This window comes from Lentzea alba, assembly GCF_047445655.1.
Taxonomy (GTDB): Bacteria; Actinomycetota; Actinomycetes; order Mycobacteriales; family Pseudonocardiaceae; genus Lentzea; species Lentzea alba_A.
This window is the reverse complement of the sequence record NZ_JAJAEG010000044.1, coordinates 51,060-73,227: the sequence shown is the minus strand read 5'-3', so window position 1 is coordinate 73,227 and position 22,168 is coordinate 51,060. Positions and strand designations below refer to the sequence as shown.

Annotated in this window: 14 protein-coding genes; 1 reads left to right on the top strand and 13 read right to left on the bottom strand. The window is 67.4% G+C overall.

Going from position 1 to position 22,168, the window contains the following annotated elements; genetic code table 11:
• The 13 genes from LFM09_RS44840 to LFM09_RS44780 all read right to left on the bottom strand — a co-directional run bounded on the left by LFM09_RS44840 (window position 1) and on the right by LFM09_RS44780 (window position 21,115).
• Window positions 1-468: a WXG100 family type VII secretion target gene (locus tag LFM09_RS44840; RefSeq protein WP_414102743.1), complete on the bottom strand. Its 468-nt coding sequence runs from the start codon at window positions 466-468 to the stop codon at window positions 1-3.
• On the bottom strand, window positions 455-886 hold the full coding sequence (locus tag LFM09_RS44835; protein WP_414102742.1) for a YbaB/EbfC family nucleoid-associated protein: 432 nt from the start codon (window positions 884-886) through the stop codon (window positions 455-457). The genes LFM09_RS44840 and LFM09_RS44835 overlap by 14 nt, the downstream gene beginning before the upstream one ends.
• A 129-nt stretch (window positions 887-1,015) precedes the next feature.
• On the bottom strand, window positions 1,016-4,333 hold the full coding sequence (locus LFM09_RS44830) for a right-handed parallel beta-helix repeat-containing protein (RefSeq protein ID WP_414102741.1): 3,318 nt from the start codon (window positions 4,331-4,333) through the stop codon (window positions 1,016-1,018).
• A gap of 14 nt (window positions 4,334-4,347) precedes the next feature.
• Window positions 4,348-7,005 carry a hypothetical protein gene (locus LFM09_RS44825; RefSeq protein WP_414102740.1) on the bottom strand — a complete coding sequence of 886 codons (2,658 nt, stop codon included), beginning with the start codon at window positions 7,003-7,005 and terminating at the stop codon, window positions 4,348-4,350.
• Between the two features lie 5 nt (window positions 7,006-7,010).
• Window positions 7,011-8,351: a type VII secretion protein EccB gene (gene eccB, locus LFM09_RS44820; RefSeq protein ID WP_414102739.1), complete on the bottom strand. Its 1,341-nt coding sequence runs from the start codon at window positions 8,349-8,351 to the stop codon at window positions 7,011-7,013.
• Between the two features lie 4 nt (window positions 8,352-8,355).
• Complete coding sequence (eccD, locus tag LFM09_RS44815; RefSeq protein ID WP_414102738.1) at window positions 8,356-9,771, bottom strand: type VII secretion integral membrane protein EccD; 1,416 nt, start codon at window positions 9,769-9,771, stop codon at window positions 8,356-8,358.
• Between the two features lie 31 nt (window positions 9,772-9,802).
• Window positions 9,803-13,792, bottom strand: coding sequence for a type VII secretion protein EccCa (gene eccCa, locus LFM09_RS44810; protein WP_414102737.1), 3,990 nt, complete (start codon window positions 13,790-13,792; stop codon window positions 9,803-9,805).
• Window positions 13,793-13,829: 37 nt separating this feature from the next.
• The gene (locus LFM09_RS44805; protein WP_414102736.1) at window positions 13,830-17,069 is read right to left on the bottom strand and encodes a hypothetical protein; all 3,240 of its coding nucleotides are present in this window, start codon (window positions 17,067-17,069) and stop codon (window positions 13,830-13,832) included.
• A gap of 144 nt (window positions 17,070-17,213) precedes the next feature.
• A complete protein-coding gene (locus tag LFM09_RS44800) occupies window positions 17,214-17,912 on the bottom strand; it encodes a hypothetical protein (RefSeq protein WP_414102735.1) in 699 nt (232 codons plus the stop codon).
• A gap of 228 nt (window positions 17,913-18,140) precedes the next feature.
• A complete protein-coding gene (locus tag LFM09_RS44795; protein WP_414102734.1) occupies window positions 18,141-18,437 on the bottom strand; it encodes a WXG100 family type VII secretion target in 297 nt (98 codons plus the stop codon).
• 48 nt (window positions 18,438-18,485) lie between these two features.
• Entirely contained in the window at window positions 18,486-18,833 is a 348-nt protein-coding gene (locus LFM09_RS44790) for a WXG100 family type VII secretion target (protein WP_414102733.1), read from the bottom strand.
• A gap of 382 nt (window positions 18,834-19,215) precedes the next feature.
• Complete coding sequence (locus LFM09_RS44785; RefSeq protein WP_414102732.1) at window positions 19,216-20,100, bottom strand: DUF2199 domain-containing protein; 885 nt, start codon at window positions 20,098-20,100, stop codon at window positions 19,216-19,218.
• A 343-nt stretch (window positions 20,101-20,443) separates the two neighbouring features.
• Window positions 20,444-21,115, bottom strand: a complete 672-nt coding sequence (locus tag LFM09_RS44780) for a helix-turn-helix transcriptional regulator (RefSeq protein WP_414102731.1) — start codon at window positions 21,113-21,115, stop codon at window positions 20,444-20,446.
• A 309-nt stretch (window positions 21,116-21,424) separates the two neighbouring features.
• Here LFM09_RS44780 and LFM09_RS44775 point away from each other — a divergent pair, with 309 nt between their 5' ends.
• Window positions 21,425-22,126 carry a response regulator transcription factor gene (locus LFM09_RS44775; RefSeq protein ID WP_414102730.1) on the top strand — a complete coding sequence of 234 codons (702 nt, stop codon included), beginning with the start codon at window positions 21,425-21,427 and terminating at the stop codon, window positions 22,124-22,126.
• The last annotated feature ends 42 nt before the right edge of the window (window positions 22,127-22,168 follow it).

The window sequence follows — 22,168 nt, the reverse complement described above, 5'->3', positions numbered from 1 at the left end:
CTAACGGCGAGTGTTCCCGCCGCCGGTGTTGCCTCCGCCGGTACCTCCGCCGCCGCCAGTGGATGGCGGTGTGAGAGGCGGAACGTTCGAAACGCCGCCTGTCCCACCAAGGCCAGGTGTTCCTCCACCCCCGACCGACTGGCCGAGGCCGTGAGCCATCTGTGTTGTGTCCTTGTCAGTGCGGTCGTAGGCATCCGCCATGTTGCCGACGCCAGTACCAGTCGCGCTCACGGTGCGGACGACACCACGGACACCTTCGTCCCATGTACTGACATCGCTTTCCCACTTGGTGAAGAAAGCCGCGCCGCCATGGTCGGTGCCGAACGTCTCAGGGTTGACCAGGTTGTTACCGGTCCTGGTGTGGAGATCGGAGAGAATCCGGCCGACCCTCCCCGCCTCTGCCTCGATCCTGTCTGCGGCGGCCCTCAGGCCAGGAACGCTGGCCCAGTGGACGTCATCGGTTGCCATCGGTGGCTCCTAATCCCTCGTTGAGCCCGCGGAAGAAGACCCCGTCTTCGGGGTTCTCCGGGAACAGTCGGTCGATGTCGAGCTTGCCCGGCTCCTTGCCACGCATGGACATGCCCTCCGGCATCATCGGCTCCATCAATTCAGCCAGTTCTTCACGTGCCATCGTCTGCGCCTTGCGGACGGTCTCGCACACGACATTCGCGAGCTCTGCGGGTGCCATGTTCTTGTAGGCCTTGGTGGGGAACGCGATACCGGTGATCCGGCCGTGCGTGTCCACAGTCGCTGACACGACGTTGCGCGGCGCGGTCGCGGTCGACGACATCTCGGCCATCCGCGCCTGCATCGCCCTCAGGTCCGCTCGCTTCTGCCGGTACTCGGCGAGGGTCTGCTCAAGTTGGTCTTGCAAAGACGACGACACGAAGACTCCTCACCAGACGACTTTCGGGGATGCCAGAAGTGAAAGTGGCGGGTTGGTGTCGACGCAAGTGATCGAGATCATCGGTGCACCGTCCGGCCACAGCTGTGGCCTCTTTGGACACATTGTTGATCATCCGACCGAGGCCAGCCCTTGACCTCCCTGCGCGATGCTCGCCGCCGGGGACGGCAGGTCCGCGACGGTGAGTGTGCGGGACGCGGCTCTGCGTGCAAGCCTCCGAGCGAGTTCGTGCGCCGGGTGGACAGTGTCGCGGCCGGAAGTGCCGGCCAGACTGGCGGCCACGGCGTCGCGCACCTCGTCGGGTACTTCGTGACCGCGGCGAACGAGTTCGCGGACGGCCAGCGTTGCCAGTTCGTCCACTGAGTACGGTGCGAGGTCCCAGCCTTCCTGGAAACAGTCGGCCAGCGTTTGCACCTGCTGGAACAACGGCACCAGCCTGGTGTGCTCGCCGAGCACGACGACGACCGGGTCCGCGGCCCCGCGGAGCATCTGACCGGCCATCGTCTCGACCACCTCGAGCGCGTGGTCGGGATCCAGGTCACCGTCGAGATCGACCACGAGCACACCACCCGCAGCGTCCTCGAAAGCCGTTCGCACCAGGCTTTCCGCCTGTCCTGGCCAGTGGGACAACAGGTCGGTCGCGACGGATCTGCGGACCACGTGCCCGACCCGCACCAGCTGAATCTCCGACAGCGCCTGGGCGTACAGCCGGGCGATCTCGCTGCGGCCGCTACCGCGCCTGCCGCCGATCACGACGTTGGCCGCGTTGCCCAACGTCTGGTTACTCCGCTTCGCCGCGGCCAGACGCACCAGTTTCCTGCCCGCGGCCTCGCGGATGCCCACCTGCCCGATCATCGAGTGGAAGCGCTGCCAACTGAGGCTGGTCTGGACGGCCGCCGCAGGATCGAGCTCGTCGTTGTCGTGTGCGGGCACGCTGCTCGCCACTGCCTGGAGCAGGTCGATCTCGGACTGGAGATCGGCCGCGGTGAGGCGGTTCATCTCCGAGTCCTTCGACGGCGGGGCCATGGCCAGGCGAGACGCCTGGTTGTTCACCATCGCCTCGAACAACTTGCGCGCCACACGACCGTTACCGAACGTCGCGTTCTTCGGTACGCGCTCGAAATATTCAGTGAGCGCCTGCAGACCGTCCTCGGTCATCTCGTAGTAGTGCTTGCGGCACAAGCCCAGCGTGATCGTGACCAGCTCGTCGACGCTGTAGTTCGGGAACTCGATCGTGCGGGTGAACCGGGAGGCAAGGCCGGGGTTCGACTCCAGGAACTGCTCCATCAGCTCGGAGTACCCGGCGACGATCACTACGATCGACTCGCGCTGGTCCTCCATGATCTTCATCAGCGCGTCGATGGCTTCCTGGCCGAAGTCCGGACCGGACCCGCCCGACTGCGCAGACAGCGTGTACGCCTCATCGATGAAGAGGACGCCACCGATGGCCTTCGTGACCACCTCGGTGGTCTTGATGGCTGTGGAGCCGATGTACTGGCCGACGAGGTCCGCACGCGCGACCTCGACCATGTGGCCCTTCTCCAGCACGCCGAGCTCGGCCAGGACCGTGCCGTAAAGCCGGGCGACAGTGGTCTTGCCGGTACCGGGAGGTCCCGCGAAGACGAGGTGGCGCGACATCGGAGGCATCGGGAGCCCCATCTCCTTGCGCACCTGGGACATCTTGATGAGGTTGATCAGCCCGGTGACCTCCCGCTTGACTCCGCTCAACCCGACGAGCGTCTCCAGCTCGGCCAGCGGGCCCGACAGCGGCATGTCCGAGAGTGCCTCCTGCGCGGGTGCCGAGGTGGCAACCTCGCGATCCGCGCGTGCGGCCACGGTGGCCGCCACCGACGCCGGCCGCGAGTCGGCTGCCCTGGCCCCGACAGGCTCCTCGATCGTGACGCGGTCCTCGCCGAAGCGCCGCACGTCGACACCGCGGCTTTCTCGCACCACGCAACGGCTGAGCAGCACTGGCTCCCCGGTGTTCAGACTGATGCCGTCCTCAACGCTGCCAACCACCTCGCACTCCGTCAGCGTGCCGCCCGCACCGGACGAGAAGCTCACGCCCGTACCCTTCGACGACAACACGCGGCAGCGCGTCAGCGTCGCCGCGGCACCCGACCGCAGGTCGACGCCGTGACTGCGGGAGCCAACGAACTCACTGTCCTGCATGGAGATCTGCGTGCCCGAGGCACGCAACCCGCCACCGCGCACCAGCAACGACGTCAGAGTGGCTTTCACGCCGCCGCCGAACAGGATCGCGGCCTCCGCGGTCGACTGAATCCGCAAGTCCGAGGCATCCACAGTGGACCCGTCGGAGGCGTCCAGCGCCGTCTCCGCCGCCACGTCGAGCTCGATGTCGGACAGCCGGATCACGCTCTTGCCCACGACCACCAGACCACGCCCGGTGCTGGATCCCATGCGCAGTCCCGAAAACGCCGCCTTCGACTCCGTGCCCACGTGGACAGCGATCTGGGCGATACCGTTCAGCTTCACCCCGTCGAACCGGGGCGAGCTGCCCTCGTCGACGGCGATACCAACCGGCGACTCTCCGACCTGGCAATCGGTGAACTTCGGCGAGGACGCGCCGTTGACCTGGATCGCGGTGCGGCCGACACCGGTGAAGGTGCACCCGGTGAACACCGGCTCCGACGCACCCGCGATGTGTGCGGACTGCACCGCCGCGCCGTCGAACCTGGAGTCCGAGATGGACACCTCGCCCTTGCTCATCAGGTACAGGTCGACATTCTCGCTGCCGGTCACGGTGAGCTGCGAAAGCTTCAAGCTGCCCTGCTGCTCCGCCACGACCGCAGGCTTGGCCGCACCGGTGATCTCACACTGCTCGGCCTGGACGACTCCCGCGCCGTTGACGCAGAACCCGTTCCCCTGCGGCCGGGTGATCACGCAACGGCGCAGCACCACCGACCCGCGCTCGGTCGCGACCACCGCGGACGAGCCGACGTCGACGATCTGGGTGTCCTCGATCGTGCTGACCGACGGGGACGACGTCACGATGCCCGCCCCCGCGGTACTGGTCACCCTGCACCCGCGCAACGCGATCGCGCCGGTGCCGCGCGCGTACATCGTCGCCCACGACGAGCCGCCGAGTTCGCAGTTGTCGAAGGCGACTTCACCGCGGACCACGTCGACTCCGGCCAGCTGTGCGTCCTCGCACCGCAAGGTCAACCCGTTGAGCTGCACGGCTTCCGCACTCGTCACGAGCACACTGCCCTGCTTCGCGACGATCTCGACGGTGCCGGAGCCGTTCTCGGCGCTGAGCGTCACAAGCTTGCTGACGACCAGGTTCTCCTCATACCGGCCTGGTGCGATCGAGATCATGGCGCCTGGGAGCGCACTGCCGAGCGCAGCGCCGATGGACGGGAACGCGCCCGGCCGGTCACTCGCGACGCGGAGCAGCTGTCGGTTCATGGGTTCACCAATCCTCACGCCAGGCCGGGCAATGCGCCGAAACGGTCCGCCGATGCGGGGTTCACCTGGACTGACGACGTACCGCCCGCCCACTGCTCCACCTGCCGCCGCAATGAGTTCAGCGCAAGCTCGTCGAGCGAGATGCGGTTCGGGTCGACCCGGCCATCGGCGTCGATCTCGACCGCGGTCAGCTCGCGCAGGAGGATCTGGCCTCGGGTGCCGTCTGTCTGCGCTTCAGTCATCTCAAGCACTTTGAAGCTCGTACCGGGCACGAACAACACTCGCTCCTGGACACCGTCCTGGGCCTCGAGGAGCTTCGTGCGCCGCGCGGTCATCGACCACACGAGCACGTCGACCTCATCCCCGCCAGCCGCGGGCGGGGCGGTGAGCGCGTGCAGGAATCCCCACTCCGTGAGCAGTTTGTGGTTGCGGTAGAGGTCCCACTGACCGGGAGTGGGAGTGGTCGTGAACACCACGGGTCCGCGGTGCGACGGCAGACGGCTCAGGCCCGCCACGACGCAGCGTGCGAACGGGACGTGCGGCCCGACTGCGGCGGTGCGCAGCGCGTCGTCGACGGACTTGCCACGGCTCGTCAGGTAGAGCTGCACGGCGACGGCATCGGTGAGGACGTCGGCGGAGGAACTCGAAAGAGCGCCCTGGAATCCAGGATGCTCGGAGAGAATGCGCGCGACAGAGTTCGACATCACGCCGAATTCGGCGGACAGCGTGCGGCGCAGCCATGCGCGTTCGTCCTCGATGCCCCGTGCAGGCAGCAAGCCGGTCGCCTCGGGAGCGGGAACGGGCTGCAGCCGCGAGATGGCCGGCATGGCCTCTGGCACCTCGACAGCATCCGACGCCGCAGGCTCGGCGACGACCGAGAGCTCGGTTACGGGGCCGTCCTCAGCCGTCGTCTTTTCGACAGGACCGGCGACGTGGGGTACGCCCGCATCGGACTGGATCATGGGCTGCGCAGTCGACGCCACGACCGAGCCTCCCAGGCCAGGAGGCCGCACCGGCGCGTCGAACACGACCGGAGCGGACTCGAGCATGGGCGGCGGCACCGCCGCGGTGGTCTGCGCCGCAGGGGTCTGCTCGACCGGAACACCTGGGGCCGAGAACATGGGCGGCGACGCCCCGGCAGCGACGGACGAGTTCGTGAAGGGCATCGAGGCCACCGGCGCGGGCGGAGCGGTGTCCACCGCGTCCCCAGGCGTGTGAGCGCGTTCCCACTTCGAAACGGCTGGCTCGATTGCAGGCCGCACGTCGGGCGCGGCCACCTCGCGGGTCGCCGCAGTCATCTCGATCGGTGCGGGCAACGCGGCAACCGACGTCTGCTCGCTGGGATCGAAGACAGCGGCCGAGCTCCCGATTTCCGCGAAGCCTGCTGCCACGTGCGAGTGGGTCTGCTTCGCCTGCTCGTTGAGCAGGGACCGAGCGTGAAGCAATCGGCTCATCGGGCGCACCGAGTTGCCCAGTCGATGAGAAAGATCGCCCGCGAGATACTCCATGCGGGCGAGGTCGGCGTCGTTGTCGGCCTCGTACATCAGGTTGTGGGTTCCCGGGTCAGCCGGGATCAACCGGATGGCCTCAACGTTCGCCGTCGCGGCCGGAGGGCGGACCAGCAGTCCAGACTGGACGACCTCCACCACGGCGTCGACAGAGTACCGGTAGACACCGGGCGAGACCTCCAGGCCGCCAGGGACCGGTGCTCGATGCGTCACCACGGTGGGCACCCTGGGCGGCTCGATCTCCGAGAACCGAGGCTGGTACTTGATTTCCCGCGCATATGCGTGCCAGCCGAGGGTGCCGTCCTGGCGCACCGTGAAGATCTCCGGCGCGACCGCAGGGCCGATCGGCATGCCCGAGTAAAAGACAACTTCGCGGCCGAGCCTGTCGGCGATCGCCTGGCCGAGTTGCCCTCTCGGCACGGACATCGGGCCGTATTGGATGAACCGCACGCGATCGTGCAAGTGCTCGGGCAGCTCACGCCACAGCAAAACGACGTCGTCCTGGCCGAGCGGCACACCGCCAGGACTGCCGAGCACCACGCTGAGGTACTCGGGCTGACACGGCATGACCTCGATCAGGCGCTGCCGGTTCGCCCGCAGCTGCGGGTCGTCGCCAATGGGCCGGATCCACATGCCGCTGGGCAGCGGCTCGGCGATGCCACGCGCACTGGTCGGGAAGTTCTCCGCAACGAGGCCCGCGTCCCAAACCGGCCTGGGAAACCGCTTCGCCTCGAATTTTGGGGACTTACCGGGACTGCAGCTCACCCAGCCACTGTTCGGTCCTGAGTGGACGAACAGCGACCCGCCAGCCCCCTGGACCACAGGGCCGTCCGGGACGAGCACAGTGCGCTTGAGTCGCTCCGCCAGCCAGTGGCCGGCAAGAGCAGTGGTCTCCCGCGAGCGTCCACCGATCACCAGGCGCACACCGCGCCTACGTCTGGGCAGGACCCTGGCGACCGACTCCCACCACGAGATAGGAGAGCTCACAGGCAGATCGACCACGACGAGGTCGTTCTCCTCGTCCGCGGCGACGTTGAGCGCGAGGTTCTGCGCCGCCTTGGTCATGTTGCCCACCAGGTAGACGACGAGAGCGTTGCCGATGGTGTGCTGGGTCAGACCAAAATCACCACCGCCGGACTCCCGGTCGCGGGTCATGATCGCCATTGCCGTCATCCTCCCTGTTCAACGACCACGGCACTGCGGGTGAGCGCGGGGCCGGCCGGAATCGTGGACAGCACTTCGGTTCGCATAGGAGCGGGCTGCACACCGCTCAGGCCGAGCGCCTGGATCGAGTTGTCGTCGGGAACCAGGTAACGTTTCCCGCGCTCAGTGATCAGATAGCGGTCCGGGCTCTTCTGACCGTTCGGGATCGGCACCTCCGCCACCAAGATCCCGCGGTTGGTCGGGACCCAGGCACCAGCGGGCCACTTCTGTGCGCCCGGAACTGTCACCATGTAGCTGATGACATCGGCGCCCTTGCCCTCCTGGCGCAGGCACGGGTGACCAGACGAGTCGTCGAGCGGCTTCTTGCCGACCAGGTCAGGCAACCGCGTGAGCATCGACTGGTCGGCAGCGAACGGCGCGGTAAGGATCGCCTGCGCGTCGATCGCTACTGGCGACTTGCCTGATCGGGCCCGCAGCAGTGCGAACTCGGTCGCCGAAAGTGGCGCGAGTCCCTGGTTCAGCAGGACGTAGCGCTGTTCGGTGCCGTTGCCGGGATCGTGCGTGAACAGATCGCCGACCCGTCGCGGGCTGCCCGAAACAGCCTGACCGGGCTTGCCCGCGTCCGGGATGAGCGCCGGAGTGAGAGCCGGGCCGTTCGGGATGAGGTTCAGCCACACGTCGGGCGCGCGCGGCGCCCGCGTCGCGGACAGACCGAACACCACAAGCGAGTTGGCGTCCGGTACCTGGTACTTGGTGTCCTGCCAGATCAAGTAGAGCTTGCCGTCAGTGGACTGGACCGCCGCGTACCGGTCATCCGGCACCGCCTCGTACTGCTCGTCAGGCACGAAGTCCGTGACGAGAGCGGGCTTGCCGCCCTCAGCCGGCGTCACCGGGCACAGCAGCCACGATGGGGGCAGCAGCTCCCGCGGACTCGGCACGGTGTCCGGTGCGCCTGGAATTCCCATCTGCGGCCCGCGGGGCAGACCTTCCAGCGACTTGCGAGAAATGGTGGTGACCTTGTTACCAGGGCCCTGGATCAACATGGCGGACGCGAGGTTCGGCGTGGCCATCAGCACGTTGTCGACGTAGACGTAGCGGGTCCCGGACTCCTTCTCGACGAGGATAGCGCCTTTCTGCTTCCAGGCGGTGCTGCCACCAGGCACGATCAACCCGTAGACGCCGAATCCGATCACGATCAGCAGAGCGAGGAGCGCGCCGACGATCAGGCCCGATCGGCCGCGCCTCGTGGGCGGCTCCATGTTGCTCGGATCGCCGACCGTCAGCGCGGTTGTCATCCGCTGCATCAGGAACTGGTAGGCGTGGACGTGGTCCTTCTGCGTCTGCACCGGCTCACCCGGCCAATCCGCGCGCCCAGGCGTAGACGCCCAGGATCTGCAACAGCACCGGGATGGTGGCCGCGGCCACGAGTGACTCGATCCACTGGGCGCGCTGCACCCAGATCGGCACAAGGCGGCGGGTGGGCGGGCGCAACACGGCCAGCACGAGCGCGATCAACGTGACCAGCACGGCCGAGAGCACGACCAGGCGCCACCCCAACGTCAGCAGGCCACCGAACGCGAGCAACAACTCGACGCAACCCACCACACCGGCGGCGACGAGAGCGATTCGCTGCCAGGCGTTGAGAAATCCGCCGGAGCGCACGAGCGCGGAGATGGTGACCAGGATCCCGAGCGTCGTCGGCGCCCAGCCAGGTGCTTCGAACAGCACCGGGTAGCTGAACGTGAAGACCAGCGCCGCGGTGACCATGAACGAGGTCAGGTAGCGGTCGGCGTTCTTGGTGCGGTCGATGATCTGCTCGGCGTCGAGCGGGTCGATGTCGGACTGCAGCTCCTCAGCCGTGCGCGGCAACTGCGGTCCGCGCAACCTCGCCATCCGGATCACCAGCTTCGGCACGCCGACCAGCAACGCCAGCGCGATCACCGAGTGGACACCTGCGGCGCTCGCGGGCTGCAGTTCCATGTCGAGGTAGGCCCGCATGCCGAGGAACGCGGCGAGCCCCGCGCCCATGAGCACTCCCAGCGGCACCACCGGCAGCTCGGACGCCCACAGCGTGGCAGCCCCCAACAGCCCGACCGACGCGACCGCGAGGGTGAGGCCTCCCAACGCGACCGAGCCGGGGTTGAGATCGAACGCCGCGTCGACGCCGTTCGCCGAGACGGCGCCCGCGAGGGCGAGATGCGCAAGGCCCGGCACCGCGAACACAAGTGCCAGCGGCTGGTCCTCGATCTTTCGGGATACCGGGATGGACGCACCCGCGAGCAGCAAACCGATGACGGCCGACGTGAGTGCCGCGGCGAGCGTCGAACCAGCGCCTACGGCGAGGGCGGCCATCAGAGCGGTCGCGCCAACCCCCAGCGTGAGGAACAGCCACCGGCTGAACTCCGGCTTCCAGCGGTCCTTCTGCCGGCTCAGCGCCGTCGCCATGCCGTCGGAGATGTCGTCGAAAGCCAGCTCCGGCAACGGGTTCGCCGCCGGGCGGACGTAGAACGTCTCGCCCTCCAGCCACTCCAGGCTCTCCGGGGTGCCTTCAGGGTCCAGAGGGGGCTCACCCAGCCGCTGCAGCACCCAAGACCGCTCACCGGTGACCTCGACACCGGCGACCACGTGCTCGTTCGGGTCGGTCGTGTGCTTCAGCAGCACGGGCAGCAGACCCGCCACCGGAATGGAGACGGGCACGGCGAGATCGGCCCGGCCAGCCGGGCCGAACACGGTGATGCGGCAGAGTTCGGCCTGCGTACTCGTCATGACAGCGTCCTCTTGCTCTTGGTCGTCTCGATCACGGCCGCCACCCGCCACTGTCGGTCGACGACGCGACCGGGACGGAGGCGAAGCCCGTTTGAACGAGCCTGACACCCTTGCGGTTCACGAGCTGTGCCCTTCCCGGCACCAGCTTGCGAGGCATGGCCTCGCCGAGGAACTTGCCCTCCTCCTTGGGATAGGAGAAGACGAGGCCTGGCGTGCCGAGCTCCCACATGCGGCGGATCACCGGGTCGCTGAGCGCCCGCATCGCACCGGAGGTGCTCCGCGCGATGATCACGTGCAGTCCGATGTAGACGCCCTGGGCGAGCATGGGCAGCAACGCCTCGAGCGGGGAGCCCATGCCCATGCCGAACAGCTCGTAGTCGTCGATGACGAGAAAGAACTGCGGCCCGTCCCACCAGTCGCGCCGGCGCAGCCGGTCGGCGCTGACGTCCTCGCCCGGTACGCGGCGGGACATCGAGACCGCGGCCTTGCCAACAAGATCCTTCAGCGTGTCGCCGGTGATGGCGTACCCGACGCGATAGGCCTCCGGAACCACGGTGTCGAGTTGCCGGTTGGGGTCACCCAGCAGGATCTTCGCCTTCTCCGGCGGATAATGCGACATGATCGACTGCAGGACCATTCGCAGCGTGTTGGTCTTGCCAGTCTCACTGTCGCCGAACACGAGCATGTGCGAGTTCTGCTCGAAGTCGTGCCAGACCGGCTCCAACCGCTGCTCGTCCAGTCCGATGGCAACCCGGACGTCGCCCTCGGGCGCGGGCAGGTCGGTGAAGGGCAGTGTGGCGGGCAGCATCTTGACGGGTGGGGCAGGCTGGCCTGGCCAGAACGTCGCGACCTCCTCGGCGAGCGCTTTCGTGGCCGACGCCAGGGTGTCCGTGTCCGAGCTGCCGTCCATCCTCGGCAGACCGGACAGGAAGTGCATACCGGCGGGGGTGAGGCCACGGCCTGGCTGGGAAGGCACTGTCTGCGCCTTGCGGGATCCGACCTCGGACTCCATCGGGTCGCCGAGCCGCAGCTCGAACTTGCTGCCGATCACATCGCGCAGCGCGGGCCGGATCTCCGACCAGCGGTTGGCACCGATCATCACGTGGATGCCGAACGACAGACCGCGCACCGCGAGCTCGTTGATCCGCGGCTCCAGGTCGGCGTAGTCCTGCTTGATCGTGTACCAGCCGTCGACGATCAGGAAGACGTCGCCGTACGGGTCGTTGATCTCGCCGGTGCGCCGCAGCTCCCGATACGCCGCCATGGATTCCAGGCCCCGGCTCGTGAACTCGGACTCGCGGCTTTCGATCAACAGCAACAGTTGCGCGATGGTACGGACCACCCGGTCGTGCTCGAGACGAGTCGCGATGGAGCCGACGTGAGGCAACCCCGCGATCGACATGATGCCGCCGCCACCGAAGTCGAGACCGTAGAACTGGATCTCCGACGGCGTGTGGGTCATCGCGAGCGAGAGCACAAGTGTTCGCAGCAGCGTCGACTTGCCCGACTGCGGGGCGCCGACCACAGCCACGTGGCCGTCGGCGCCCGACAGGTCGGCGACCATCAGCTCACGCACCTGCTCGTACGGGCGGTCGATCGTGCCGACTGGGGCGCGCAGCTTGCCCTGCATCGTCAGGTCCTCGACGTTCATGCCGCGGAACTGGTCGGGCAGCACGCTCGGGAGGAGCGAGTCAAGGCTAGGCGACTCCGCGAGGGGCGGCAGCCACACCTGGCGAGCGGCGGGCCCCGCACCCTGAAGCCTGCCGATGAAGGCGTCGGCGAGGCTGATTGTGCTGACCTGCGCGGCCACGTCCGAGTCGGTCTCCTCGGCCTTCTCCTCCTCGTCGACGACAATGAGCTTGCGCAGCGGCCGGGCGTGCGTGGAGAAAGGAACGATCTCCTGAGCAGCCTTCTCCTCGACGCCGGTTTCCGTCGTCACTGGCACCGGGGCCGGGCCGGAGACGTAGGCGCCCTTGAAGCGCACGAGGTTCGTCTGGTCGATCTTGAGGTAGCCGTTGCCCGGCTCCGACGGTAGCTCGTAGGCATTCGCCACACCGATGACGCTGCGGGACTCCATCGAGGAGAACGTGCGCAGCGCGATCCGGTACGAGAGGTGGCCCTCGACGCGGTGGATGCGACCCTCGTCCAAGCGCTGCGAAGCGAGCAGGAGGTGGACGCCGAGGCTTCGGCCCAGCCGGCCCACCGAGACGAACAGGTCCATGAACTCCGGCTTGCTGGCCAGCAGCTCGGAGAACTCGTCCACGACGAGCAGCAGCGTGGGGAACGGCGCGAGCGGCTCCCCCGCGGCCCTGGCCTTCTCGTACTCGAACAACGACGGATAACCGCTGACGCGCAACAGTTCCTGGCGGCGGATCATCTCGCCGTTGAGCGAGTCCTGCATGCGGTCGACCAGGGGCAGCTCGTCCGCCAGGTTGGTGATCACGGCTGAGGTGTGCGGCAGCCGGTCCATGCCGAGGAACGTGGCGCCACCCTTGAAGTCCACCAGCACCAGGTTGAGGATCTCCGACGAGTGCGTCGCCGCGAGCCCCAGCACGAGGGTCCTCAGCAGCTCGCTCTTGCCGGAACCGGTGGCACCGATCACCAGGCCGTGCGGGCCCATGCCGCCTTGCGCCGACTCCTTGAGGTCGAGCTCGACGACCTCGCCCTCCTCCGTGACACCGATCGGCACGGACATCCGGGCGCGTTGGGCGTTGCGGGGCCGCCACTGGTGGTTGATGTCGAACGTGTTGACGTCGCGGATGCCGAGCAGCGTCGTCAGCTCGAAGTCGGACTCCAACGATCGCTCGACCAGCTCCACGTGACCGCTGGTGCGCTTGGGCGCGAGGGTCCGCGCGAGCACCTCGGACTCGACCAGGCTCAGCTCGTCACGCGACGCGACGCCCGTGCCGTCACCGGACGGGAACTCGACCCGGTCCTCGACGGCGGTCAGCCGCAGCACCTTCGCGCCGCCGGGCAGCATGCCGGTGATGTCCAGCAGCACGACGTTGCGCAGACCGACGTCGAACAGCCGCGAGGACTCGGGCACGGTCGCGAGGTGGGCGACCACGACGACGAACGGCTCGGAGTTGCTCGGCGCCGCGGACTTGTCGTGCGGACTGCGGTCGGTGACCTCCTTGCCCAGCAGGTCCATCAGCTCATCGTGGTCGCAGGAAAGCATCCGGATCGGACCGGCGTCGTCGCGCGCCGTTGGATGTGCGTTGTGCGGCAACCACTTGATCCAGTCCCACTCGCATCGGGTCTCCTCCGAGGTGAGCACCGCGATGCGCAGCTCCTCGGGGGCGTGGAACGTGACGAGCTGCGCGAGCATGGCACGGGCCAACCCCAGCGCCTTGCTCACCTCACCCGCGAACTCGACGCTCGTGAAGCTGCGCAACCCGACCGCGATCGGAATGCCCGCCACGGTCCGGTAGGCCTCACTGAACCGCCGCAGCGAAATCGCCGAGAGCGGTTCGAGATCCTCGATCGGCTTGGTGGTCGGCGGCACCAGCTCCAGCGCCGCCTGCTGGGTGCCCAAGCCGATCCGCACCCGGCCGAAGTCCTCGTGGTTCGCCCGCCGCTCCCACAACCGCGAGCCGCCGGCGATGTACCAGAGCCACGCGGGCGCCGGGTTGTTCCACAGCACCGCGGCCCGTTGCTCATCAGCCGTGGCACGGGTACGGGTACGCATCTGACCGATGTAGCGCAGATAGTCACGCCGCTCGGCGGCCATCTTCTTCTTGCGGTCGCCGGCAGCCCGCCCCATCTGGCCGAGCCCCATGCAGATCATCGCGATCCCCATGCCGCCGCCCATGACGTACGTCATCGGCGAGGTGCCGCCAGCCCCGGAGAAGGCCAGGATCATGACCATCGAGCCGAGGCCCATGGGCAGGAACATCATCATTGAGGCGAAGTCCCTGGTGGCAGGCTCGGCGAGCACAGGGGGTTCCTGCAGCTCGATCTGCCCGCTCGGCATCTCCGGACCGGCGACTCTGGAAGGACGTTTTACCGTCACGGTCGCCATCAGACGAACTCCGTCCGGTACATCGTTCCCCTGATCGTCATTCGAGGACTCCCGTCGGACTGGAGACCTTCGAAGCGCCCCATGCCGAACCGCTCTCGTTGAGCAAGTCGGCCGCGGAGCGCTCTTCTGGCTCGGCTTCCTCGTCTTCCATTTCGCCCTGCTTCTCCACCCGCTCGGCTTCGGCGGCCAGGTAGGCCTCTCGCTGGCCTTCGGGGATCGAGAACTCATCACCGCACGATGGCGGGGCAACGAAGCTGTCGACGACGGAAGTGCCTTCGCCTGCCTTCCGGCGCCGATAGGTGGCGTGCGCGATCGCAGGTTCCGGCTCCCACGGTTTGGAGGACCTGAGCGTGATGTCGGGTGTCTGCTGCTCGCGGTCCCAGCCCGACTGATCGGACTTCGCGGCGACGACGGGCATCAACATGCCCGGCAACAAGAAGTCCGGACGCCCTGAGTCCCACGCGCTGGTGTCCTGCGTCGCGTCGTCCGGCCGGACGACGACCACGGAATCGACACCAGGCACCGGGCCTCCGCTGCCGCCCTGGTGCAAGAGTCCGCCACCAGCGCGGTCATCGTCATGGTCGTCCTCGACGTCGCCTTCACCGTCGACGTTGGGGAATTCCGAGCGGTTAGGTTCGACCGGGCCGAGCCCTGTCGTTGCGGAGCCGGCGCCGGACGGATTCGTGCTCGCCGGCGCGGCGGCCGGAGGCGCGGTGCCAGTCGGAGGCACGCCCGGAACCGAGGGTGCGATCGAGCCGAGCGCGGCCGCCGTGACTGCACTAGCGCCCAGCACTGCAGCGGCAGCCGCGGTTGGCGGCACCACCTGCGCAGCGGGCCCGACGTCGGAACCCACCGCCCACCCGGCCGGTGACGCTGCCGGAGACAGGTCGACCCTCTCGACTGGTTCCGCGGACTTCGGGGTGGTCACTTCCGGCGTCACGACCTCAGGCGCCGCAACGACCTCGGCGAGCGTCTCCGGCAATACGACGAGCTCCTCGCCCGGCGTCACCGCCCAAGGTGCGGAAGGCGCCACCGCTGTGGCGCTCATCGGCTCCGGACCCAACGGAGGCTGGGAGGAGTCCCACGAACTGGTGTCGCCACCGAGCAGCGCCGATGAGTCCGGCCGCTCCGAACCGGTTGCGGGCGCACCCGGTGGAACCACCGATGGCGGTTCCACCTGCGCGCCGGACTGCGTGGCGGCAGGTGCTGGCGCCGAGCCGACGGACGTGGCCGACCACGACTCCTGCACCGGTGATGGAGGCATGACGTCCGCGGTGCTGCCGATCTTGCCGACGTCAGCGGACCCGGTCCACGGCTCCGCGACCCCACCGAGCAGACCGGACGAGTCCGGCCGCTCCGCACCGGACTGGCCGCCCGCTCCGGGAGGCACCATCGGCGGCGGCATACCACCGGCGGGCACCTGGACACCTGGCGGAGTCGCCTCGGCGGAGTCGCCACCGGAGGTCGTCGCCCACTCCTCGGGCTTGAGAGAAGGCGGTGGAGGTGCCTGGCTGAGGTCGACCGCAGGCGGCTTCACACCTTCCCACGGCTTCGTCTCGCCGCCGAGCAGACCGGACGAGTCCGGCCGCTCCGCACCAGAACCACCGGGCTGGCCACCCATACCCGCAGGAGGCGGCATCATCGGTGCTCCAGACGGCTGCTGCGCATCGGAGCCACCGCTCGAATCACTCGACAGTCCAGCGGCCCAGTCCTCGGGTTGCGCCGCAGGTGGCTTGATCCCGCTGGGGTCACCGGTGGACGACGGCGAGCCGGCTTCCCACGGCTTCTTGACGCCGCCGAGCAGACCGGACGAGTCCGGCCGCTCCGCACCAGCACCACCGGGCTGCCCACCCATACCCGCAGGAGGCGGCATCATCGGTGCTCCCGGGGGCGCGGTCGCGCCGCCGCGATCAGTGCCCGTGCTGGTTCCGGGCGGCCCCTCGATGTTGAGCGGGGGCGGCTTCGGCAGGTTGGTACTGGTGCCCGACCCGACGGTGCTGTTCGACGGGGAGTTCACCGACAACGACGGCGGCTTGACGGCGCCGGCACCGGTGCCGGTTCCTGTACCACCGGTTCCGGTACCGGTTCCACCGCCTGTACCGCCGATGGCGCCGGGGGGGCGCGGAACGTTCAGCGGAGGTGGTGCCGGCACATTGGTGTTGCCACCGGTGGTGTTCCTCGGCGGAGGCACGTTCAGCGGAGGCGGAGGGTTCACACCCGCGTTGCCACCACCAGCGCCAGCGCCGGGAGGCGGAGGCACGTTCAGCGGAGGCGGCGGGTTCACGCCCGCGTTGCCACGGCCACCAGTACCACCGCCAGCACCACCACCTGCACCAGGAGGCGGAGGCAGATCCAGCGAAGGCGGAGGCGGAGGGTTTCCGCCCGCGTTGCCACGGCCGCCAGTACCACCGCCAGCACCACCACCTGCACCAGGAGGCGGAGGCACGTCCAGCGAAGGCGGAGGTGGAGGCGGAGGCGGAGGGTTTCCGCCCGCGTTGCCACCACCAGCACCACCGCCGGCTCCGCCGCCACCAGCACCAGCGTCGCCGCCAGCGCCACCGGGAGGCGGAACGTTGCCGTCAGAGCCGGGCGGCCCTGGAGTGACGTTGAAGTCAGCGGGGTTCGGCGGTGTCACGCTGTTGGTGTTCATGACGTACTGCTGGGCGAGGACCCGGACGACCTTCCTCATGTCCTCGCCCATTTGCGCGACGAGTTCGGGGTAGTCGGAGATCCGCGCGAGGCCGTCGCCCATCGTGACGCCAACCGAGCGGACGTAGGTGGCGTAGTAGCTGTCGATCCACTGGATCGTTTCCTGCGCCCACTGCAGGTAGTTGCCGCTGTTCCAGAGCTGAGCGGGCACGTTGTTCGTACCGACGAACTCGCCGCCGTTGATCTGCTGTGCCTTGGCCTCGAGCTTCGCCGCGAAGAGGAGGTTCATCGAGCGGAAAGCCGCGGAGGCGGGACTCTGCCACGCGCCGTTCTCCCCCGCGAGCGCTTCGGTCTGCAGCCTGACATTGTCGCTCACGTACTGTAGAGCCGCGCGCGCACGGTTGAAGACCACGGAGGCGTTGCGGAGCGAGTCGGGGTCCGCGAAGGGTGTGCTCGTCGGAATGGCCGCAGCGGGCGCCGCCGAGTAGCCGACGACGGCGGCCCGGATCTGCTTCCAGTCCCAGCTCTCGTAGTCCCTGTTGTCGGTCAGGTTCGCGGTGGGATCCGCGAAGACCCCGCCGTTCGGACCGAGCCTGAACCCGTCTTTGTCATATACGCCGGGAGGCATCGCACACCCACACCTTTACTGAAGACAGGCCGGCCAGGCTGGCGACAGCACCTGGCAGACACCGGAACCACTCACCGCCGAAGGTGGCGTGCCGGGCCCTAACACTGCTGGCTGGGCCCGGCTGGGTCGGACTCGTCGAACTGATCAGCTGGCAGCACCCAGAGGCAGGTTGTCGACCCTGGACTTCACCGTGGCCACCATCCGCGTGAACTCGGCGGCGTCCATATCGCTGAGCTCGTCCGCGTTCCTGTACTTCTGCACGATCTCGTCGCACCGCGCGGCGACTTCATTGATGATCGTCTCCGCCTCCACGAGCACCTGGCGCGTCGACACGAGCAACGTGGCGCCGCTCTGCCCGCTCGCACCGCCGAACACCTTGGCCTTGAAGTTGTTCGCGGCACCGAAGTTGCCCGGACCGAATCCCCTGGCCGCGAGGTCGTCCAGCTCCTTGATCGCCCCAGCGATCACGGGCAGCAACGCCCTGATGCTGCTGGCGTAGTACCTGATGGCCTCAACACTGACGACGGTGACACCCCTACCTGGGCTGTCGGCCCCGCCGGGCACGTTGGGCGCAGGCGGAAACGGCGGCTGTGAACCCTTGTAGATGTCCCACGGGTCGCCGTTCTGAGCACCACTGGTGTCAGGCGTCCAGCTGGCGTCCGGCTTCGGCACGGCGGGACCGCCCGAATAGACCTGGTCACCGTTGTCGTACTTGAGCAGCCAGCTGCCGTTCTCCTGCTTCGTGGCGCTGACGAAGTCATACCCGTCGTGTCCATCGGCGTGCTTAACACCGGGCGGTAGGGTGGCGATCACGGTTCCGGGATTGACATCATCGGCCGGCATTTGCCACACCTCCTTCATCTCTCGGGCCAGGAACGAAAACGGGCAGACGCGACGGGTCTGTCCTTGTCCTGGGCGACTTGCTTCGAAGTGACGCTCGTGAACTTGCTGTTCGGGTTGACCACCTGGAACCGTGGCGACGCGGACCGTGGCCGGGTGGACTCGGCCACCCGGCCACTAAGTGCACGCAACACCCAAGCGAGTTCTCAGCCGATCACTCGCACCGAACGCTCAGCTCCAGCTGTCGGTGATGGCCGTCTCGGTGTTGTTCATGCGAGTCGTGATGTTCTGGAGCGTCTGCGACGCGACCTGCAGCGACTGCGGCATCGCGTTCGCGGCAGCGTCCCAGCGCCTCTTCCGCGCCTCGTACTGAGGCTTCGAGCTGGGCGACTGCCAGGCGCTCAACGACGCCTGGAGGTCCGCGTGCATCGTGTCCAGCTCGGACTTGATCCTCGTGTTGGCGTCCATCATCTCCGCTGCGACGGAGTTGTTGATGCCCGTGCTGTAGGTGTAAGTGGGCTGACTCATGGTTCGTTTCCCTTCTGGAGTGCTCGGGCTGTGCGGAACGGTCCGCGATCAGAGCCCGGGCAGCTGGGCTTCTCCGGAGTGGACGGCCATCTGGGCGAGGCCTTGTGCGGCGTCGCTCTCCGTGTCGGCGTCACTCTTGCCCACGACCTGGGCACCGTCGCGCATGATCCTGACCATCTCGCCCAGCGCAGCTTCGATTTCCTGGACGTTTGCGAACCAGCCCGACATGGCGCGGCGGTACGTCGTGGCGGCGCTACCGCTGAAGGTGCCGAACAAACTTGCGATCGAGGCCTCGACCTGGTCGCGCTCGGACCTGACAATTCGCAGGGTCTGTTCCATCCGCGCCGCCGCGGCTTCCATACCCTCTCTAGTTACCGAGGTCTCGGCACTAGTCATCGCTACTCAACTCCTCATTTGAATCCCACGAAGTCGCCGGTCCATGCCCAAAAAATGAGGGCTACAGCCACCGAAACGTCGTTTTGGCGTTTAACTGGACGATCAGTCCGGCGAAGCCACCTAAATAGGTGAGGCCACCACGGATACACTTCAACACCGGGAGCTTGCCGCCCCTAAATCTGGACGCTAGCCGCGGCGACGCAGCTCACGCAACCGGCGTGCCCGAACATGCCCCAGCTGTTTGCCCTTTCAGACATCGACCCGGCCGGCACGGCCTATATCTACGTTCCACGCATGAACAACCTGCGGTTCACGTACCACAAACCGGATTTCAGATTCACCCGGCGAGCGTCTCATTTCGCAGTCCGCTGCGAATCCGTCTTCACCCGTGGTGGCGGACCGAACGCAGCACGTGCAGCGCCCACTTCTGATCGTCCGGGTCGCGGTAAAATGCGCCGAGACTCAACGCGGTGCCCTGCCGGACCACGTGGGCATAGAAGTCGTACTGCGGAAGACCATCGACCTCGGTCTCCAGCCAGAAGGCATGGGTGATGTCCTCGTCCGTTGATGTGATGAGCGTCTGCCCCTGAGGCACCTCAGGGGCATCTTTCAGCAAGTCGCGCAGGACCTCGGCCGGCGGGCGCCGCTCGGTGTCGGTCAGCACGTCGACGAACACCGAGCGATCGGTCTTGGCGAACCGCCAACTGCCTCCGTTGAGTCCGGCCACCATGCCCTCACCTCGCTCGAGGCTCCAGTGCTTGCTGACCTTGACACGGATGGCGATGGGCAGCGGGTCGGGAAACCAACTCAGCACGATGTCGCGGTCCCAGGTCTCAGTCAGCATTCGCTGGAGCATGGGATGGTCCGAGTTCATGATTGTCGGCGGCTCGTCCATCGCACGGACCGAAGCCATCACCTCCGCACCACGCAGCGAGGCCGTCCATGGCTTGAGGTCGTTACCTAGCGTGCCGTACAGGACCAGGCTGGCCCAGGAGGAGTCGTGCCAGGCGGTTGACGCGCGCCGGAAGTCCTCCTGGCCGATCTCCATCCACGCCATGTACATGAGCGTCGTGCTTCCCGTAAGCGCCACGGGCAGAAGGCACCGCACGAACGTCTGCCCAGACTCCAAGCGCAGGAACGCTGCATTGGGGTCGGTCTCGTCCGCCGCAATCGCGCCATCAGGCAGCGGCACCGTCAGATCGATGCGACCGGGATTGTTGATCGCTGCGCCGCAGCAGGCGCACCGCTCGGCCGGAGTTGTCGTCACAGCGACGAGGATATTTCAACGCCGCACTCGGTCCAGTCCGATCCGCCAGCCGGGTAGCCGCGATACCTCCCGATCAGCCCTTCCGTGCCGATCTCGGGCTTCGATCAGGCCGGACCGACTCCTCACCGCGGCGTTCGAGGGACAGCAGCCCCGTCATCTTCCGGCTCTTCGACGATCCCCAGGAGAACACCGTTCTCACTCATTTCGTAGACACCCTGAAGCACCTGAGACGTGAATACGTCCTTCAGCGCGTCGGACTCAAGTTCGAACGATTGGGCCGCAGTACTGCGCATCGACTTCTCCTAGTCGGCTTATGAACCCAACACCGGACACCGGGAACCGGTCAGATAGCACCAACGCGCATTGCATATGACACCGCGTGCGCGCGGTTACGCAGCTTCAAACGGCTCATCACGTCCTGAATGATTTTCTTGATGGTGCGCTCGGAATAATTCAGCTCGCCCGCGATGCGACTCGTGTCGCACCCGTCGGCCAACCGCCGGAGCACCTCCACCTCACGCACGGTCAGCCCACCCGTGAGCGGCCCCTGCGACACCAGCAGATCACTCTGAGCCGACCGCACCTCGTCGACGAGCCAGCGCACCAGCAGCTCAGGTATGACCGCCCGTCCGGCATAGCTGGCCACCACCGCGCGTACCACCTGAGCGGACGTCGCGTCCCGATACGGAAGAACGCTCACCACCCCGGCTGCAAAGAGCCGCGACAGGTATCGCTCCCGCATGGGACCAGCCAGCAGCACGACCCGCTGCCCCAGGTTCTCTGTTTCCTGCTCCCACCCCGCGAGCTCGTCGACCACGGCATCGGTCACCAACTCCGCCAGTGCCACGACCACATCCGCAGCGCCGCGCTCGGCCACCTCCAACGCCCCCGCCTCCCGGCACGTGGCCAGGGCGACCTCCAGGTCGTCCGCCAGCCGCGCATCACCCGCCAGCACCGTCACCGCCACCCGAACGGGCTTGGACGACACAGCTCCTGCAACCGCGTGCGAATCCATCACGGCACCTCTTCCACCTGGCACGGCACATTCGACGTCCGAGAACAACACAGAACTGTCAACGCGCCGTCGACACACCGTCTACGAGGCAGCGACAGCCGAGCCGACGACTGCGGCAGGCCAGCCAGAAGGGACGTCAAGCGGGTGCACCTCCAGCGCCTGGACACCAGCAAACCGGGAGAATGCGCAGTTCACAGGGTGTGACATGGACTACAGGTCACACCTGTCCCCCGGCCGTCGACATCGCGTCGACAGGACGTTGACAGCCCGCTGCTGTACTGGGCCACAGCGAATCGGAGGTGCAGCATCATGGACTGTCCCGGAGTTGTCAGCACTACACTGCGCGGAGTGGCAGGCGGCGGCTTTCCCAATGAGGCCGGCGACCACATCGCGGTCGGACTGTTGTCGGGAGACCCGGAGTCGGTCACGTCGTTGCGGCTCACGCTCCGGACATCGCCCGCCTTGAGGTTCCTGGACAAGGCGGACAGGTGCCAGTCCGACGTCGTCCTCGCCATCACGGACACCGTTGACGACACCTTCCTCGACGCGCTCACCGCGGTCGCTGAGGAGGCAAGCAACCCGCGACAGCGGATCGTGCTGGTGAGCGGTCGACTGCAACGCCGGCACCTGCCACGCGTGTTCAGTGCGGGCGTCGCGTGTGTGCTCGCACGCCGCGACGCCACCCCCCAGCGGCTCGCCCGCGCGATCTTCGCCTGCCACCGCGGCCAAGCTGTGCTGCCCGGACAGCTCACGCGATGGTTGCTGGACGAAATCCGATTTGTCCAGCACGACCTGCTCGCCTCCCAGAACCTCGCCCCCGGCGGACTGACCACCCGCGAGGTCGAAGTGCTCCGTCACATCGCCCAGGGCGACGAGACCTCCGAGGTCGCCGCGAAGCTGAGCTACTCGGAACGAACGATCAAGAAGATTCTGCAGGACATGCTGGTACGCCTGCGGCTGCAGAACCGCGCACACGCTGTCTCGTACGCGATGCGAGTCGGCGCCATCTGAACGTTCCTCGATGCGGCTGCCTCCTGACCGTCGCATCGACGG

What these genes read in the sequence shown, in the direction of transcription:
- LFM09_RS44790 (WP_414102733.1), bottom strand. Translation starts at nt 18,833, where the DNA reads ATGACTAGTGCCGAGACCTCGGTAACTAGAGAGGGTATGGAAGCCGCG.
- eccD (WP_414102738.1), bottom strand. Translation starts at nt 9,771, where the DNA reads ATGACGAGTACGCAGGCCGAACTCTGCCGCATCACCGTGTTCGGCCCG.
- LFM09_RS44775 (WP_414102730.1), top strand. Translation starts at nt 21,425, where the DNA reads ATGGACTGTCCCGGAGTTGTCAGCACTACACTGCGCGGAGTGGCAGGC.
- LFM09_RS44800 (WP_414102735.1), bottom strand. Translation starts at nt 17,912, where the DNA reads ATGCCGGCCGATGATGTCAATCCCGGAACCGTGATCGCCACCCTACCG.
- LFM09_RS44795 (WP_414102734.1), bottom strand. Translation starts at nt 18,437, where the DNA reads ATGAGTCAGCCCACTTACACCTACAGCACGGGCATCAACAACTCCGTC.
- LFM09_RS44840 (WP_414102743.1), bottom strand. Translation starts at nt 468, where the DNA reads ATGGCAACCGATGACGTCCACTGGGCCAGCGTTCCTGGCCTGAGGGCC.
- LFM09_RS44805 (WP_414102736.1), bottom strand. Translation starts at nt 17,069, where the DNA reads ATGCCTCCCGGCGTATATGACAAAGACGGGTTCAGGCTCGGTCCGAAC.
- eccCa (WP_414102737.1), bottom strand. Translation starts at nt 13,792, where the DNA reads ATGGCGACCGTGACGGTAAAACGTCCTTCCAGAGTCGCCGGTCCGGAG.
- LFM09_RS44780 (WP_414102731.1), bottom strand. Translation starts at nt 21,115, where the DNA reads ATGGATTCGCACGCGGTTGCAGGAGCTGTGTCGTCCAAGCCCGTTCGG.
- LFM09_RS44830 (WP_414102741.1), bottom strand. Translation starts at nt 4,333, where the DNA reads ATGAACCGACAGCTGCTCCGCGTCGCGAGTGACCGGCCGGGCGCGTTC.
- LFM09_RS44825 (WP_414102740.1), bottom strand. Translation starts at nt 7,005, where the DNA reads ATGGCGATCATGACCCGCGACCGGGAGTCCGGCGGTGGTGATTTTGGT.